This is a genomic window from Chitinophaga sp. 05T412 (genome assembly GCF_056396465.1).
In genome coordinates, this window is sequence record NZ_JBFTLN010000017.1 from 1 (window position 1) to 14,908 (window position 14,908).

Here is a 14,908-nt window from a genome sequence, read left to right on the forward strand (position 1 = left end):
AGTAATCAAAAAAATGGACCATGCCCATTAGAAACTGGGGCATGATCCTAAATCAGTTTTTAACTATTTTTGATAAAAGAGTGAGAATCTAACTTTTAATTTGATCCCCCGATTTTTAAGTTTACACACTTAGTGAAATAGTCCTTAATTCTAGAGGAATTATTGTCTTAATCGAAGTGTATATCTGTAGTAGTGACATTCTGGGAATGTATTCTTTCGTCATTTTTTGTAGTTAATGTGATAAACTCAATATTCTTAATTATTAGACTTGATTTTATTTCTTGTTTAGGATTATTGTAAGAGGGAATGCTAATAGGATAGCTTTTGGTCGTATTGCTAATGCTTAGGTATTATTTACTATTTTTCCCAAGAAAGTAGGAAAATGAAATAGCAAAGAAGCGATCAATTCCATTTGTCTTAACATCTTCAATGTATGCAGGCTGGATATTTCGGATTACATTCGAATATTGTTTAAGAAGATCATATACTTGTATCTTTATTACTCCTTGTTTATGTGAGAATAGAAGCTTTGAAATAGAGGTATTCAATATTAAAGGACTCGTATTATATCCTTCAGCTCTTCCGGATGCTAATATCCAGTTTATATTTGTAGAAAAAATAATTCGGTAGGGGAGATTCAAGTTCCCATTGAATGATAATCCACCGCTAAGATATCTATTTTGAGAACTGTTTTCGTTTGAATACCATACTTGATTGTAACCTAGATTTCCGTAAATTCCGACGTCAAATTTTTTTTTATATTCATAAACAAATCCTAGTGATTGGTCAAATGATAGCGCCCTGTTATATCCCTCCACTCCATTTGTAGAATTCATTGATTTTTGCCAGGAAATCTTCGTTCCAATATTTATGAAGTTGCTGCGTTTTTTTAGTGGAATAGTATTGTTAATCATGCCATTAAATACGTATCCTCCGCTAGTGTTTATTGGCTGAATTAGTTGTCTGCCTAAAGAATCGAATATAGCAGTGCTAATAATTTGATTGTGCATTAATCTTGCATTTAGTATGATGGAGAGAGTGCGTAAAGAAGTTAGACTATATGAATTATATGCCAAATCGAAGGAGTGTGTGATGGCCGGTTTTAAGTTTGGGTTCCCTATTGTTAAGTACAAGGGGTTACTATTGTTAATGATGGGCTGTAATTGGGACGGATCAGGGAATTCGGGTTGTTTATTGTAAAGTAATTTAATGCTTTTATTATTGCGAAGTGTGTAGCTGATATTTGCTTCAGGAAGGAACTTAAGTATGCTACTGGATATATTAGTTTTTGAACTTGTATTCAATCCTGTTATATTATAGGAAATCGCTCCAAATGATATTGAGTAGTTAAGATTCTCTTTTTGAAATATCCAAGTTATTTTGGCTAGGTGCGTAATTAGTGAATTTTCGAAATTATTGCTTAAGCTGTCATTCGGGATGTCATATAGTTTTGTGGCGTAATTGTAATTGAAAATCGATTTCATAGACTTCTCTTTAATGCGATTTTCCGTAACGATGAATACTATAGAACTGGTTTTAGTTATTGGCTCAGTATAATTTAGCATCAGGAATAATTGGCTATTTTCTCCCTTCCCATTGTTTTGTTGATTAATTGTATCGGATATTGATGTACCGTTGTTTAGAATGTAGGAGTTGTCAGAGATGTTAAATCCTTCAGTTCTACTGTTACCTTTACCAAGATTCGCCCAAACAGTTAAAGAACGGTTTGTTTTTTTGAATTTTTTACTATAACGAAGGCCAATCCCTGTCCCATAGAATTGATTAGCCTCAGTGTTATTGAAATTTCCACTGTTGATAGTCTGAGAATGACTTCCAGTTGATTCATAGTTATTTATTACGAAATTACGACTGTTAGAAAAAGCAGTCTGGTTAGAAATGGCTATATTTTGCAGGGAGTCAATCTTATATTCTATTTGGGCAGAGAATTGATGCCTTGTACTGTTCAATTTGTTGCCTGAACCCTGAATATTATAGAGACTTGAATCATTTACAATGTTTTTTCTTACGCTGTTGCGCTCTAATGTGCTTTTCTGGTCGTCAATAGAGTAGCTTGTAGATATAGATAGTTTCCTTGTGATGTCTTCACTATAGCTAATTCCACTGTTGAAATTTTGAGAGCTCCCATTGCTCCCAATTGATCTGATATCCATTGTTCCATTAGTATTATCTAAATCTCCGAGGAGTACTAATTGTTGCCGTGGTTTAAAACGGGATAAATTGGTTCTTGCTGCGAGTCTATCGCCTGTGCCGTATGCTGCTCCCAGTTCTCCTGAGACTATCCCTAGTTTGTTTTTTCGAATGGTAATATTTATTATCTTGTCTTTCCTGCTTGTTGTTTCGCCTGGCTTGTCGCCTGGATCGGCTCTTTGATCAATTAACTGAATTTTATCGATTAAATCGGCTTGTAAATTTTTACTTACTATTTTGGGATCATCTCCATTAAATAGATTACGACCATTTACCATGACTTTTTTCACAATCTCTCCATTTATCCGAATAGTGCCATCCTTGTCAACCTGTATTCCGGGGACCTTTCGGAATAAATCCTCTACTACTGCATTCTCTTTCGTTTTAAAGTAGTCGGCACTATACTCCAAAGTGTCTTTTACCATCCTTAACGGAATTTTATTCTCAATAATTTCTACCTGCGATAGTGTAAAGCCGGTCTTTTTCATTTCAATATCTCCTAGGTCTGTTGCATCACGGCTAGTTGATATATCGACAGGGTATTTTTGTGGTTCGTATCCGAGGAAGGTTATATAAAGTATATATTTAGCCGGAGAGAGACTGGAAACCTCGAAAAGTCCATTTTTATCACTAAATGACAGCGCTACCTTGGTAGTGTCTTTTGCATTTAGGCAGGTTATAGTTGCTTCAACAAGTTTCTCTCGGGTATCTTTGTCTATTATTCGACCCTTTAGGTGAATACGCGTGAAGGACTGGCAAAATGCCTCTTGAGTAAATAGAGTTACAAACAACAAAATTGCTAATTGCTTCATAAAGAGAGATTACCGGTATCTCGTAAATTCGCTTATTTGAATGCAATGGAATGGCAGTAGTCGGTGACATTTGCTTGGGCAATTTTGAAAAATAAAAAAAATGTTACGCTGTATGGCTATTGCAGTAGACAATTCTATTTTTGATTTAGTAAACGAAAAGTATTTGATAATAATCAATTCTTCCGCCGCTGAGTAAGTCCGCAGAAGTTGGTTGGTTAAAAAATGTAAAACCCTCAAAAATAACTTAAAGCCATGTCAGAATCCTCCAGTTTAGAGTTAATACGACTAACTTTTTGATACTCCGTATGGGGTTGCTATTGAACAACTCTTCTCATGTAACCGCAAAAATGAAACTAGAAAGTATCAGAATTATGACTTCATTTTTAAATACATCTCGTGCGACTTTTTGAAGTGCCGCGCAGTATGGTGACGTCACTATGCTGTTTTGCTGTTATTCAATTTAGTAATGTGAAATGATAATTACTTTGTGAATTATAAGTATCAGTGTGGTTTCGTGTAAGCGCCAAAGAGGTGAGTGGATTGGGTTGAGAAATATTAGTTATTCTCGTTAATTAGTTCATTCAATGGTGTGCTAATTCTGGGTGAATATAAAAATGGAAAGTGTGACTGGTAATGTAGGGCTAGGATGTTAAAAAAAATATTCAGCTATTTGAGAGCATTGAGTATGATGTTTATGTTCCTCTATTATTACAAAAATATATACAGATGAGTTTAAAGGATTTTATGTTTAAGAACCCCATTAATAAATGGTTCGTATGGATTGGTATACCTGCTATCGTTATACAATTTATTGTTTTTAAGCTGCTATATCCTTTTGCCGGATTCATCAATGGAGATTCATATGTGTACCTGGAGTCGGCATATCACAATTTTACCGTGAATACATATCCAATAGGATATTCCAAGTTCTTGCGTCTGGTCAGTGTTTTTACGCATTCTGATACGGTTGTTGTAGCATTGCAGTATTTACTGCTACAAATAAGTACGTTAGCACTGGTGTTTACATTATTTTACTTTTATAATCCTGCGAAAGTGACCAGGATCTTGTTGTTTACGTCCATAGTAGTGAATCCTGTATTCCTTTATCTCGCAAATTATATTTCCAGTGATGCTTTTTTTCTTTCATTGAGCATGGTTTGGTTTACGCTGCTCATATGGATTATGAATAAGCCCACCAATAAGCTTATTCTTATTAATGCCGTTGTATTGTTTTTGGCATTTACAGTTCGCTATAATGCATTGTTTTATCCCATTATAAGTGGCGTTGCATTACTACTTGCAAGGAAGAAAATATGGATGAATATAGTAGGATTTGGAGTTAGCTTGTTGCTAATAGGAATCTTCATGCAGGTGACAATCAGTAAGTATGAACAAATAAGTGGTCATCGACAGTTCTCGCCATTTACCGGTTGGCAGATGGCAAATAATGCACTATATGCTTATCGTTATGTAGATAGTATTGATAGAAAAGAACCACCTCGTAAGCTAAAGGAGTTGGACAGGTTAGTGCGTAATTATTTTGATTCTAGCAGAGATGTGAGAACTCATCCTACAGAGACCCTGATAGCTAGCACCGTTTATATGTGGGCTCCCGACTCTCCTTTGTCAATATATATGGAGAGTAAATTTAAGAAAGATACGACCGCGTCAGCTTTAAAGAAATGGTCTACTGTAGCTCCTATAATGAAGGATTATGGAACATTCTTGATAAAATCTTATCCTAAAGTATATGCAGAACATTACCTGGTTCCTAACGCTATAAAATATTATGCGCCGCCGGTTGAATTCCTCGAAGAATATAGTACAGGGGTTGATAGTGTCAGTGAGACTGCCAAAGTGTGGTTTGATTACAAGAGCAGAAAAATAAGAACTTATTTCAAAGACTTCCGTGTTACAGTACTTGATTTTTATCCCATATTGACAGGGACAATAAATGTTGTCTTCGTACTATGTGCTATTAGTTTTGTTTTGCTAAAGGGGTATAAGCAATATCCACATTTGAAAAGAGGGCTCCTTTTGGTAGTCGCCTTATGGAGCGTAAACTTCGGATTTAGTGTATTCGCATCACCCATTGCATTAAGGTTTCAATTATTTCCAATTTTAGTGTCGCTTTCATTTGCATTCTTGTTAGTAGATTATTTGGTTACAGCGGCACTGAGTCAGCCAACTGAGGGACAAGATCATGTTGAATCTCCAAAGGTTGTAACAGAAATGTAATTCAGGACTTATTAAGAAAAGAAATATGAGCAAGAGAGATTATTTATTTGTAGCCGTAATAATAACTATTGGAGTGTTCCTGTACGTCGGAGTATGTAAGATAATGGGGTTTCCACTGATCAATAACCCCAAAAAAATATATGTGCCTGCGGTTGCTACCGGACATGAGGGAAGGATATTGCCAAGTATCGAAATTTTACTCCCAGACGGAAAGACGCATATTGACATATCTAAAATGCCTATGCAAAGACCATTTGTCTTATTCTACTTCAGCCCAACTTGTCCATATTGCCAGGAGGAAATGAAAGAAATAATAGATAATATGACACACCTGAGTAAGATTGATTTCTATATAATTACACCTTATGCATATTCTGAAATGATGAGCTTTTATAATAAAAATGATCTCAAGAGATTTAAGAATATTGTAGTGGGTGTAGATTACAAATTCAGCATGGCTCGATATCTTAATCCGAGAATAATACCATATTTAGCGATTTATAATCGTCAGCGTGTATTGAAGGTAGCATTTCAAGGAGTCTTGACGTATGATCAAATAAAGGAATTTAGTGAAAAGTAACTTGTTGCGCAACAGAAGACCGATTAAGTCTTGCAAGTAAGGTCGGTCAATAGATGGAGTAGCCGAAAACCATTATAAACGAGTAGGCAAATTTTAAAACATAAGTTTAGCTTTTTGAATTAAAAAGCATCTATCATTATGAAACAAGCAAAATTTGCATTAACAGCAGTAGCAGTTTTGGCAGTTATCGGTGGCGCATTAGCATTCAAAGCTAATAGAAGCCAGAATCACTTTTACTCTTTAACTACTACTAATCTTAACGGTCAAGTAGTAAAAGGTTGCGTTGGACAAGAAGACCTGTTCTATGCTCCTCAAGTTGGTGGTACAATCAAGCTTACTTACGTTTCTAGCACCACTTTGATTCCTGCAACTACTTGTATCGCTACAGTAAGAAATAATGGTTAATAACATAAATTGAATCTCGCTTAAATGGACATTAATATTGATCTGTTTGGTGTGATTTAGATAATGTATAATCATTTTCTATGAGCCATCTCCTTTTTTGGGGAGATGGCTCCGTTTTGCCCGGATAATTTTAGGGTGTGTAGGACTACCTGGTTCAACCGCATTGGTCCATTTCAGTGAGTAGTTTTCTGTGTAGCTTTCGATGTGCGGGACCTACTTTTTTTGTCATCCTTGTATTTATTGTTTGATGACCTAATTGTTGTATGCTTTCTCGTTTAACTGGTTATAATATTATGGTACTGTGTGAATATAGATATTGTATTCGCTGGGCGAGATGAATATTGAGAAGGGCAGTAGAAAATTGGAAGTCCGTTTTTAGTGGACTATTGGCATTCAAATCTAATAGGTCTAGCAGGTCTTCTATTATTTTAACCACTACCAGGGAAGCACAGATACAGGCCTTATACATTCTTTTACCAGAGCATATCCGGTAGGGTTTTCTCAATTTAAACACAGAGTGGCCCTCTTTTTTTAATAACCCAAAAACTATTAGTATGAAGCAAGCAAAATTTGCACTGACTGTAGTAGTCATTTTCGCTATTGCTGGAGGAGCGTTAGCATTTAAATCCAGCAGAAGCTTTAAGGTTTTTTATACTTTGTATATTACAACCGTTGGCGGAATACGGGTAGTAGGTTGTGTTGGCACGATATACCTTAGTTACGCACCTGATCCGGGCGGAACCATTCTTACAAATGCTTCGTCTGCCACACTGATTCCTGCTACAACTTGTAAATGTACGGTAAGGCTTAACGGTTAGTCTCTCTGGTATCTCAGCAATCTTTAGTGAAGATAAATCCATTGGGTAAGAGTTGGGGGAGTACATAATATAAAGAAAGTAGGAAATAGCTATGATGAGTCAGAAGTAACGTATTCCCATTATAAGGTATTACTTTTAGGGATTTGATTGTAGCAAATTAGATATCTGAAGTACTCAATACATTCTTTCACTAGAAAAAATCCAATTGAAGATATGTCAGTTTAACCATTTTTTATTTTCTTATCAACTAAAAAAATACTATTATGAAACAAGCAAAATTTGCACTATCTGTAATAATCGTTTTGGCGATTGCAGGTGGAGCATTAGCGTTAAAATCTAATAGGGGAAATAACCGTTTTTATTCCCTAACGACTACTACTCTTAATGGACAGGTAGTGAAAGGTTGTCTTGGAGACGTAGACCTCTTTTATACATGTAGCCCTGTGGGTAGTATTAAACTTAGTAGTGTTTCTTGCACTACATTAGTTCCTGCTACAACTTGTGTTGCTACTGTAAGACTAAATGGGTAATATCTTGATGATTTCGAAGTCCCGAGAAGCTATGAACGTGTTCAACTTGAGTTGAATGAATATAGAGGCGTACGATTGACTGCATAAAATTGAGGTCGATATTGGTGTGATATGAGTAAGATGAACTCTTCGGGAATGATGAAGTAAGTATAAGTTAAGAAAGTACGGGATAATAATAAAGAATCAATGGTAATGTCCTCCCCCGTTATAATGTAAAAGTCTCAAAAATTGATTGTAATAGATAAGAAGCCTATAGAAGATATTCTGTTCTTTTTTCCAATGCCTCTTATTCGGTGCGTGTCAATTTAAAATTAGAATCCCTTTTTTATTTTTAATAACCCAAAAAGTGTTTTTATGCAACAAGCAAAATTTGCATTAGCAATAGTAATCGTTTTTTCAATAGTTGGCGGTGCGTTAGCATTTAAATCTAATAAGCAAAGCAAAACTTTTTATGCTTTGACTACTACAATTGTCAATGGACAGTTGACAAAAGGGTGTGTTCAACCGGTCCAGCTTTTTTATACATGTGACCCAAATGGCACCACTAAAATTGTCAATGTTTCTTGCACCACACTAATTCCTACTACACTTTGCGAGGCTACAGTAAGAAGGAATGCTTAGTGGTTATCGGTGCGCTCGGATGCAAGAAAGTATAAATCTGTTTATCAGAATCTATTATTTGGTATTCGCGATATACTGAGATTTGCAATTGTTATCAGGAGAATTCGCTTTGTGCGGAATAATAGTGATTGAAGCCAGCATCTATTGTCAGATATCACATAGAAAAAAGCTGTTTCAATTCTCAAAGGGGCAGCTTTTTATCTAAGCAGATGAATTTCATTCCAATTGACTAGCTGGGATCAATGCATTAGGATTCACAACATGAAGATTAAGGGTAGGAAAAATAATTGTAGTCTTCTACCCCCATTGGTTTATATTAAATTAACCACAGAGGATTCTTTTATTTTTTAACAACTCAAAAATATTCTTATGAAGCAAGCAAAATTTTTATTAGCAATGATAGTCGTTTTAGCGATGATTGGCGGCGCGTTAGCATTTAAATCCAACAAAGGAATCAGGATAAATAGGCCTTTTTACTCCCTAACTACGAGTATAACTACTCCTGGAGGGCAACCCGTGCGGGGATGTTTTGGAAGGGTAGACATTTTCTATACATGCGACGTACAGGGTAGCATTCAACTTACTACTGTTTCTTGCGCTACAACTATAGCAACAACGTGTGTTGCTGCGGTAAGAATAAATGGTTAGTATCTCTCCGTGAGATCGAATGCTGAGAGTATACAAACCCTTTTGTCACAATGTGCCATTTAATGTTAGAACTGTACTGAGATGTAAAATTGTTACTAGGGAAATTCGCTTTATGTAGCATAATTGTGATTCAAGCTTGCATCTATTGTCAGGTTTTACATAGAAAAAAGCTGCTCCAATTTTCAACGGGCAGCTTTTTGTCTAAACAAAGAATTTGATTCCAATTGAACTAGTCTACGGCAATGTATTAGATATTGACAACAGGGAAGATAAGGGTGGGAATGCAGTTGTGAAAGGGGGCGATTGTAGGTGATTATCAAATCAACTTATTTAAGCGCGAACATCGCTCTTTGATCTTGTATCTCATCGTTTTCACCAGGACTTGTTAACGGAGTAGAAATAGAGCGCAAAATAGTCGTTGCCGGAATTGTTGTATTATCAAGGTCATCAATCTGTTTAGGCGGAAACCGTGTTGGCCAGCTCAAAAGAAATGCCAACACTCCTATGATTATTACTAAAGCTAACGCAATTCTTGCTTGCTTCATAAATTTAAATTTTACTGCGCAACAACAATAAAAGTCTCACACCTCCCCGGCTTCTTCGCCAATTTCACCTCTTTCCCAGGCATCCGCGTATCCGTTACCACGCTATAATAAATAGTCGTCGGCACCGTACACTCCCCGCCCACATACGCCGGCCTATAATAAACCGTCGGCATAAAATACGCTACCGCGCCGCCGGCCAAACCAAGTAGCGCTATGACTACCAATATAATCCTTGCTCTTTTCATACTCCGAATTTATCAAAAGCGCCTGCAACGTCCACGCACCGAAGCAAAGAAAAGATAACACTAACTTAAACCCCCAACTCCGCCAAATCCACTATTTTGCCGCCGCATTGTCTAAATAACGCGTCATGCAATCCATTGAAGATATCGAGTTGCTGAATCTTATCCGTGCTGGTGATCAGAAGGCTTTTGAACGTTGTTTCAACCGTCATTGGTCGGTGCTGTATGCTTTTGCGTGGAAAATACTGGGGAGTGCGGATGATGCCAAGGATGTGGTGCAGCTGGTGTATATTTCGCTGTGGTCTAGGAGGGAGCGGTTGCATGTGAAGGGGCCGTTGGAGAATTACTTGTTACAGGCGGTGCGGTTTCAGTCGTTGAAGAAGCTGCAGGAGATCATGAACCGGCCGGAGGAGTTGGAGCGGGTGCAGGAGCATATTTTGCCGGTGTTGAATGATATCTGGGAAAAGATGGAGGAGTCGGATGTGTTCAGGGAGATAGATGAGCAATTAAATACGTTGCCGGTAAAAACGCGGGAGATATTTTTATTAAGTCGTCGGCATCATTTGTCGATATCGGAGATAGCCCAAAAATTAAATCTCTCCGAAAAAACGGTGAGAAACCAGCTGCATATGGCGCTGAAGGCCCTGCGGCATCATATAGCAGTGGCGATGTTACTGATAGAATTCATCAGTTAATAATTCCTTAACGTACTTCTTCGGGACAAGGAACCCTTGTAAAGGAACATATCTATAGAAGCATGTTCCGAATGAATATTTCACAGTTTAAAAGAATGGTTGACAACTACCTGGCGGGGAATGCTTCCCGCAGGGAGGCGGCGGCGTTGCAGCAGTGGCTGGACAGGTCCATGGAAGAACGGGAGCTGCCGGCGGATGCGGAGTTGCATCGGCAGCAGGTGTTGGACAACCTACGGTTGGCCATATACGAACCGCGGAAGATCAGCTTCTGGAAGTATGGCATGGCGGCGGCGGCGAGTGTGTCGTTGCTGGTGGCGGCTACGGTGTATCGCTTTGAGCTGCAGGACTGGCTGAATCCCGTGCCTATTGAGCGGGTAACGGCGTTGAAGTACCAGGTGAAGCGGGTGATACTGCCGGATAGTTCGGTGGTGGTGTTGAATGGGGGGAGTACGATGATGTATCCTAAATATTTCCGGGGTCGGCAGCGTAGTATCAAAGTGAATGGGGAAGCGTTTTTCGATGTGATGCCGGAGGCGGCGCCCTTTATTATTACGGGGCCTAATCTGAAGGTGCAGGTGTTGGGGACATCGTTTGTGGTAACGGATAGTATTGGTATTCAGTCGCCGAAGGTCAGTGTGAAATCGGGCAGGGTGGCGGTAACGGCGGAAACGGTGACGCGGCAGTTAGGGGCAGATGAGGAGTTGGTATTTAACAAGGAGCGGCAGCAGATAAAAATATATAGCCACCAGGAGGTGAACACCGGGTGGATCAGTAATAAGTTAATATTTAATGAATCAGCATTGTCAGCGGTGTTTGGGGAGATAGAAAAAATGTATGGGGTAAAAATCAGCTGCGGAAGCCCGGCTACGGCAGGGTTGAAGTTTACGGGTGCTTTTGAGGAAGCAGATACCCTGGATGATATCTTAAAAGTAATTTCCCTTTCCTATAGGTTAACTATTCATAAAAACAAGGACGGTACCATTTTAATCAAATAGCATCACAATAGTAGCTGAAGTAAAGCCTGGCACACCGCCATGGCTAACGGCTGTTTATTGTCCAAATGCAGACTAAAAGCTAACTGCTAAAAGCTAAAAGCTAAATCATCAAACGAATGAAGCAAAAAATTTTACACGGATGTATGTGGGTCCTGCTGTTGGTGACGCTCCCGGCAATGGGGCAGATCAACGTGTTACAGCAGAAGATCAACATCAGTTTCAGGAATGAGGGCATCACCAAATGTTTCTCCCTGTTGCAGCAGAAAGGAGGGGTGACCTTCTTCTATAATCCCGCCGATATCAAGGTGCTGGACAAAAAATACAATGTGGACCTGAATAATAAAACCGTAGCAGAAGTGCTGGGTTATTTGCTGTTGAATACCGGGCTGGAATATGAGGCGGTAGATGGCAAAAAGGTGGTGATCCGCAAAATCATTATAAAAGAACCCGCTGCTCCCCGCAAAAGAACGATTAGCGGGATGATTACCGATGCGGCAAAAGGTTCGCCGGTGGCGCATGCGGAGATCATGTCGCAAAGTACCGGGCATGTTGTTACAGCAGATGAATCCGGCCGTTTTTTCATCGATGTGAAAGATACCAGTGATGTGCTGGTGGTGTATTATGTAGGGTATGCCACCAAAATGGTAAAGGCCGGAAGTCTGCCTGTATTATCGGTGTTGCTGAAATCAGACAGCAAAACATTGGCCGCTGTAACGGTAGATGCGCGCAGAAAGGCCAACACGGAGGTGATGTTGCTGAACGATCGTAAAAATTCTGCGATGATATCCGATGGGATCTCTGCGCAGAACATCGAGAAAACAGCGAGTATCACTACTACCCAGGCGCTGCAACGTGTGTCTGGGGTAACGGTAACAGACGATAAGTATGTGGCCATTCGTGGTTTGGGTGATCGTAGTGTGATCGGTCAGCTGAATGGTATCCGCCTGGCTTCTTCTGATCCGGATAGAAGTGCCATCCCGCTGGACCTGGTTCCTGCCGGCCTGTTAGACAATATCACTATCTATAAAACCACTACCTCCGATAAGCCGGCGGATGCTGCTGCCGGTATTGTGGAGCTGAAAACAAAGTCGGTGCCTGAGCACCAGACGTTGAGCATCACGATCCAGTCGGGCATGAACTCCCGCACGGGCAACTATGTGAACAGCTTCTATAACAGTGACATGGGGTTTCTCGGAGATAAGGTAAAAGGCAAAGGCTTGTCCAATGATTTCCAGCAGCTGTCGTCTCAATATCCAAATGGCCTGGGCGACATCCAAAGCAAAATCGCCAACAGTCGCAATGACCCGGCGTTGCTGGCGGAAGCCAACCGTATCAATAAAGTGATGCATGGCTTTGATCCCGTACTAACCACTAAATATAAAAAGGCGCCGCTGAATCAGATTTACTCCATTACCTACGGTAACAGCTACACGGTATTTAAGAAACACCAGGTGGGATTAATTGCCGGCGCCAACTATTACAGCCGCACCAACGATATCTATGATGGATCGCTGACCCAGTATAGTGTATACCAGGGCGTGTTAACAGGCAACAGCGCATTGTACAGTCCCCGCGTGATTCCTAACTATATTACCCCTAATAACATTAACCTGGGGAAGTACTTAAATTATAAGGAAAACACCGGAACACAAACACTCAACTATGGATTTTTGGGTGGACTGACCTATCGCTTTAGCCCGCAACACGAAATAAGTATGCAGTATCTGGGCAGCCGTGGTGCGGAAACAAGGGCCAGCAACCTGCATGGCGCTTATGAATACACCGGTTTGCCGGGTAAAGTATACAACCTGATTTATTCCCTGCGTCAGAGCTATCGTACACTCAACACCTTCAACTTACAAGGCGAGCACAAGTTTGGAAAAAACGAGTATGCGCCTAAGCTGAGTTACAATATGGCTACTTCTTCTTCCACACAGGATGATCCGGACTACCGTTTTGTGAACCTGGCTGATTATCGTATCAATGGAGGAAGTACTTATCCGGGCCCTTCAGAAACGCCGGGAACGCTGCCTCCGGTAACCGCTTCGCCCAGTTTATATTCCCTGGTATCTGGTTATGTAAATGGCTATGGTCCGTATGGTATCATCCAGGCAGATCCGAATGGCCGTCGTTTCCGTCATCTTAAAGAAGATAACTACAACTATAAAGCAGATGTTACGATTCCATTTAAAGCCCTGAACAAAAAGCAGGACTTCAAAACAGGGGTGAACTATCTCCATAGAAGAAGAAGTTTTGGCGAGAATGTACTCTATCTCCCGGGATCTAACTATGGTACGGGTGGTGCTTTGCCTTTATATGAGGTAAATGGTAACCTGGATCAGCTGGTAGGATATGATCGTATTGGTATCCGTCCGCCTTCGGCGTATAACGAAGAAGGTGCACCCCGTGTTGGTGGCTTTCTCTATAATATTCAGAAATCGCCTAACAACTATAAAGGCTACTACGAAACACGTGCGTTCTATGGTATGCTGGATCTGCACCTCACAGAGCAGCTACGCTTTACCGGTGGGGTACGTTTCGAAATGACGGATATACAGGCCGCCGTAGATACGTCTAATGTATTCCTTGATCCTTCCATTACCGCCAAAGACGCCAGTGGTAACAAAGTGAATCTGGTGTACACGGAGCCGAACTCCATCTACAAAACAGATTACGAGCCTTACTACTCTGCTAACCTGACCTATACACTGAATAAGAACATGAACTTCCGCCTCGGCTACAACACAACGCTGGCAAGGCCTGAGCTGCGGGAGCTCACGAACGTATTCGACTTTGACCCTTTCCAGTTTGCGTTGGTAGTAGGTAATCCGAAGTTGAAAAATCAGCAAACTACTAACTACGACTTCCGCTGGGAATGGTTCCCACGTCCGGGAGAAGTAATTTCTGCATCGGTTTTTTATAAAGAAATCAATAACCAGTTAACAAAAGTATTCAAGCAAAATTCCGGCGGACTGGAAGCACGCTTCCCGGAGTTTCCGGCTATTGAATTCCAGAATGATCCTAACAAGGGTAAGGTATACGGGATAGAACTGGAGGTAGTAAAGAACCTGGCTATCCTGACACAAGCGATGAAAAACTTTTCACTGGGATCGAACTTGTTGCTGGCACAAAGTGAAATTAAGAAAACGAAAGAGCGACTGGAATCCTCCCGCGCCATCGATCGTCGTGCGCCGGCTAACAGCCCGCTGTTTGAGCAAGCACCTTATTCCGTGAATGTATTCATGAACTATAATAACGCTAAAACCGGCACAGATATCACCACCACGTTTAACATGGTAGGAGAGCGGTTGATACAGGTAAACCTGGATGGTACGCCGGACCTGTATTCCAGACCTAACCCGGTGTTGGATATCGTGTTTTCTCAACAATTGCTGAAACGCCTGCAGTTAAAAGGTTTCGCTAAAAATATTTTAGACCGTCCCGTAGAAGAAGTATATGCCAACCCGGGTACCGGTGGAAATTTTTATGGAAAGAAATATGTACGCAGAAGTTTTTACCGCGGAACAGAATTTATGCTGGGATTGACTTTCAACCTGTAAAAATTTGAATG

Annotated in this window: 11 protein-coding genes; 9 read left to right on the forward strand and 2 right to left on the reverse strand. The window is 40.1% G+C overall.

Annotated features, from left to right (window positions below; all coding sequences use genetic code 11):
- Positions 1-350: 350 nt before the first annotated feature.
- Entirely contained in the window at positions 351-3,020 is a 2,670-nt protein-coding gene (locus tag AC1DFM_RS29210) for an outer membrane beta-barrel protein (RefSeq protein ID WP_477080318.1), read from the reverse strand.
- Between the two features lie 726 nt (positions 3,021-3,746).
- Between AC1DFM_RS29210 and AC1DFM_RS29215 the strand changes: the two genes are divergently transcribed.
- The 6 genes from AC1DFM_RS29215 (at position 3,747) to AC1DFM_RS29240 (ending at position 8,212) form a co-directional block, all read left to right on the forward strand.
- On the forward strand, positions 3,747-5,258 hold the full coding sequence (locus AC1DFM_RS29215; RefSeq protein WP_477080319.1) for a hypothetical protein: 1,512 nt from the start codon (positions 3,747-3,749) through the stop codon (positions 5,256-5,258).
- Between the two features lie 25 nt (positions 5,259-5,283).
- Positions 5,284-5,838 (forward strand): TlpA family protein disulfide reductase, encoded by a 555-nt coding sequence (locus tag AC1DFM_RS29220; protein ID WP_477080320.1) that lies wholly within the window; start codon positions 5,284-5,286, stop codon positions 5,836-5,838.
- 138 nt (positions 5,839-5,976) lie between these two features.
- Positions 5,977-6,243: a hypothetical protein gene (locus AC1DFM_RS29225; protein WP_477080321.1), complete on the forward strand. Its 267-nt coding sequence runs from the start codon at positions 5,977-5,979 to the stop codon at positions 6,241-6,243.
- A 554-nt stretch (positions 6,244-6,797) separates the two neighbouring features.
- Positions 6,798-7,061, forward strand: a complete 264-nt coding sequence (locus AC1DFM_RS29230; protein ID WP_477080322.1) for a hypothetical protein — start codon at positions 6,798-6,800, stop codon at positions 7,059-7,061.
- Between the two features lie 263 nt (positions 7,062-7,324).
- Complete coding sequence (locus tag AC1DFM_RS29235; protein WP_477080323.1) at positions 7,325-7,591, forward strand: hypothetical protein; 267 nt, start codon at positions 7,325-7,327, stop codon at positions 7,589-7,591.
- Between the two features lie 354 nt (positions 7,592-7,945).
- The gene (locus tag AC1DFM_RS29240; protein WP_477080324.1) at positions 7,946-8,212 is read left to right on the forward strand and encodes a hypothetical protein; all 267 of its coding nucleotides are present in this window, start codon (positions 7,946-7,948) and stop codon (positions 8,210-8,212) included.
- A 974-nt stretch (positions 8,213-9,186) separates the two neighbouring features.
- On the opposite strand, the gene AC1DFM_RS29245 is transcribed toward AC1DFM_RS29240, so the two are convergent.
- Entirely contained in the window at positions 9,187-9,405 is a 219-nt protein-coding gene (locus AC1DFM_RS29245; RefSeq protein WP_477080325.1) for a hypothetical protein, read from the reverse strand.
- A 370-nt stretch (positions 9,406-9,775) separates the two neighbouring features.
- Here AC1DFM_RS29245 and AC1DFM_RS29250 point away from each other — a divergent pair, with 370 nt between their 5' ends.
- From AC1DFM_RS29250 to AC1DFM_RS29260, 3 genes are all read left to right on the forward strand, one after another.
- Positions 9,776-10,342 (forward strand): RNA polymerase sigma factor, encoded by a 567-nt coding sequence (locus AC1DFM_RS29250; protein WP_477080326.1) that lies wholly within the window; start codon positions 9,776-9,778, stop codon positions 10,340-10,342.
- 71 nt (positions 10,343-10,413) lie between these two features.
- Positions 10,414-11,337: a FecR family protein gene (locus AC1DFM_RS29255; protein WP_477080327.1), complete on the forward strand. Its 924-nt coding sequence runs from the start codon at positions 10,414-10,416 to the stop codon at positions 11,335-11,337.
- Between the two features lie 116 nt (positions 11,338-11,453).
- Complete coding sequence (locus AC1DFM_RS29260) at positions 11,454-14,897, forward strand: TonB-dependent receptor domain-containing protein (RefSeq protein WP_477080328.1); 3,444 nt, start codon at positions 11,454-11,456, stop codon at positions 14,895-14,897.
- Positions 14,898-14,908 lie beyond the last annotated feature (11 nt).

Excerpts from the sequence above, each read along its gene's own strand:
- AC1DFM_RS29255 (WP_477080327.1), top strand. The coding sequence starts at position 10,414 with ATGAATATTTCACAGTTTAAAAGAATGGTTGACAACTACCTGGCGGGG.
- AC1DFM_RS29230 (WP_477080322.1), top strand. The coding sequence starts at position 6,798 with ATGAAGCAAGCAAAATTTGCACTGACTGTAGTAGTCATTTTCGCTATT.
- AC1DFM_RS29260 (WP_477080328.1), top strand. The coding sequence starts at position 11,454 with ATGAAGCAAAAAATTTTACACGGATGTATGTGGGTCCTGCTGTTGGTG.
- AC1DFM_RS29240 (WP_477080324.1), top strand. The coding sequence starts at position 7,946 with ATGCAACAAGCAAAATTTGCATTAGCAATAGTAATCGTTTTTTCAATA.
- AC1DFM_RS29215 (WP_477080319.1), top strand. The coding sequence starts at position 3,747 with ATGAGTTTAAAGGATTTTATGTTTAAGAACCCCATTAATAAATGGTTC.
- AC1DFM_RS29220 (WP_477080320.1), top strand. The coding sequence starts at position 5,284 with ATGAGCAAGAGAGATTATTTATTTGTAGCCGTAATAATAACTATTGGA.
- AC1DFM_RS29235 (WP_477080323.1), top strand. The coding sequence starts at position 7,325 with ATGAAACAAGCAAAATTTGCACTATCTGTAATAATCGTTTTGGCGATT.
- AC1DFM_RS29250 (WP_477080326.1), top strand. The coding sequence starts at position 9,776 with ATGCAATCCATTGAAGATATCGAGTTGCTGAATCTTATCCGTGCTGGT.
- AC1DFM_RS29225 (WP_477080321.1), top strand. The coding sequence starts at position 5,977 with ATGAAACAAGCAAAATTTGCATTAACAGCAGTAGCAGTTTTGGCAGTT.
- AC1DFM_RS29210 (WP_477080318.1), bottom strand. The coding sequence starts at position 3,020 with ATGAAGCAATTAGCAATTTTGTTGTTTGTAACTCTATTTACTCAAGAG.
- AC1DFM_RS29245 (WP_477080325.1), bottom strand. The coding sequence starts at position 9,405 with ATGAAGCAAGCAAGAATTGCGTTAGCTTTAGTAATAATCATAGGAGTG.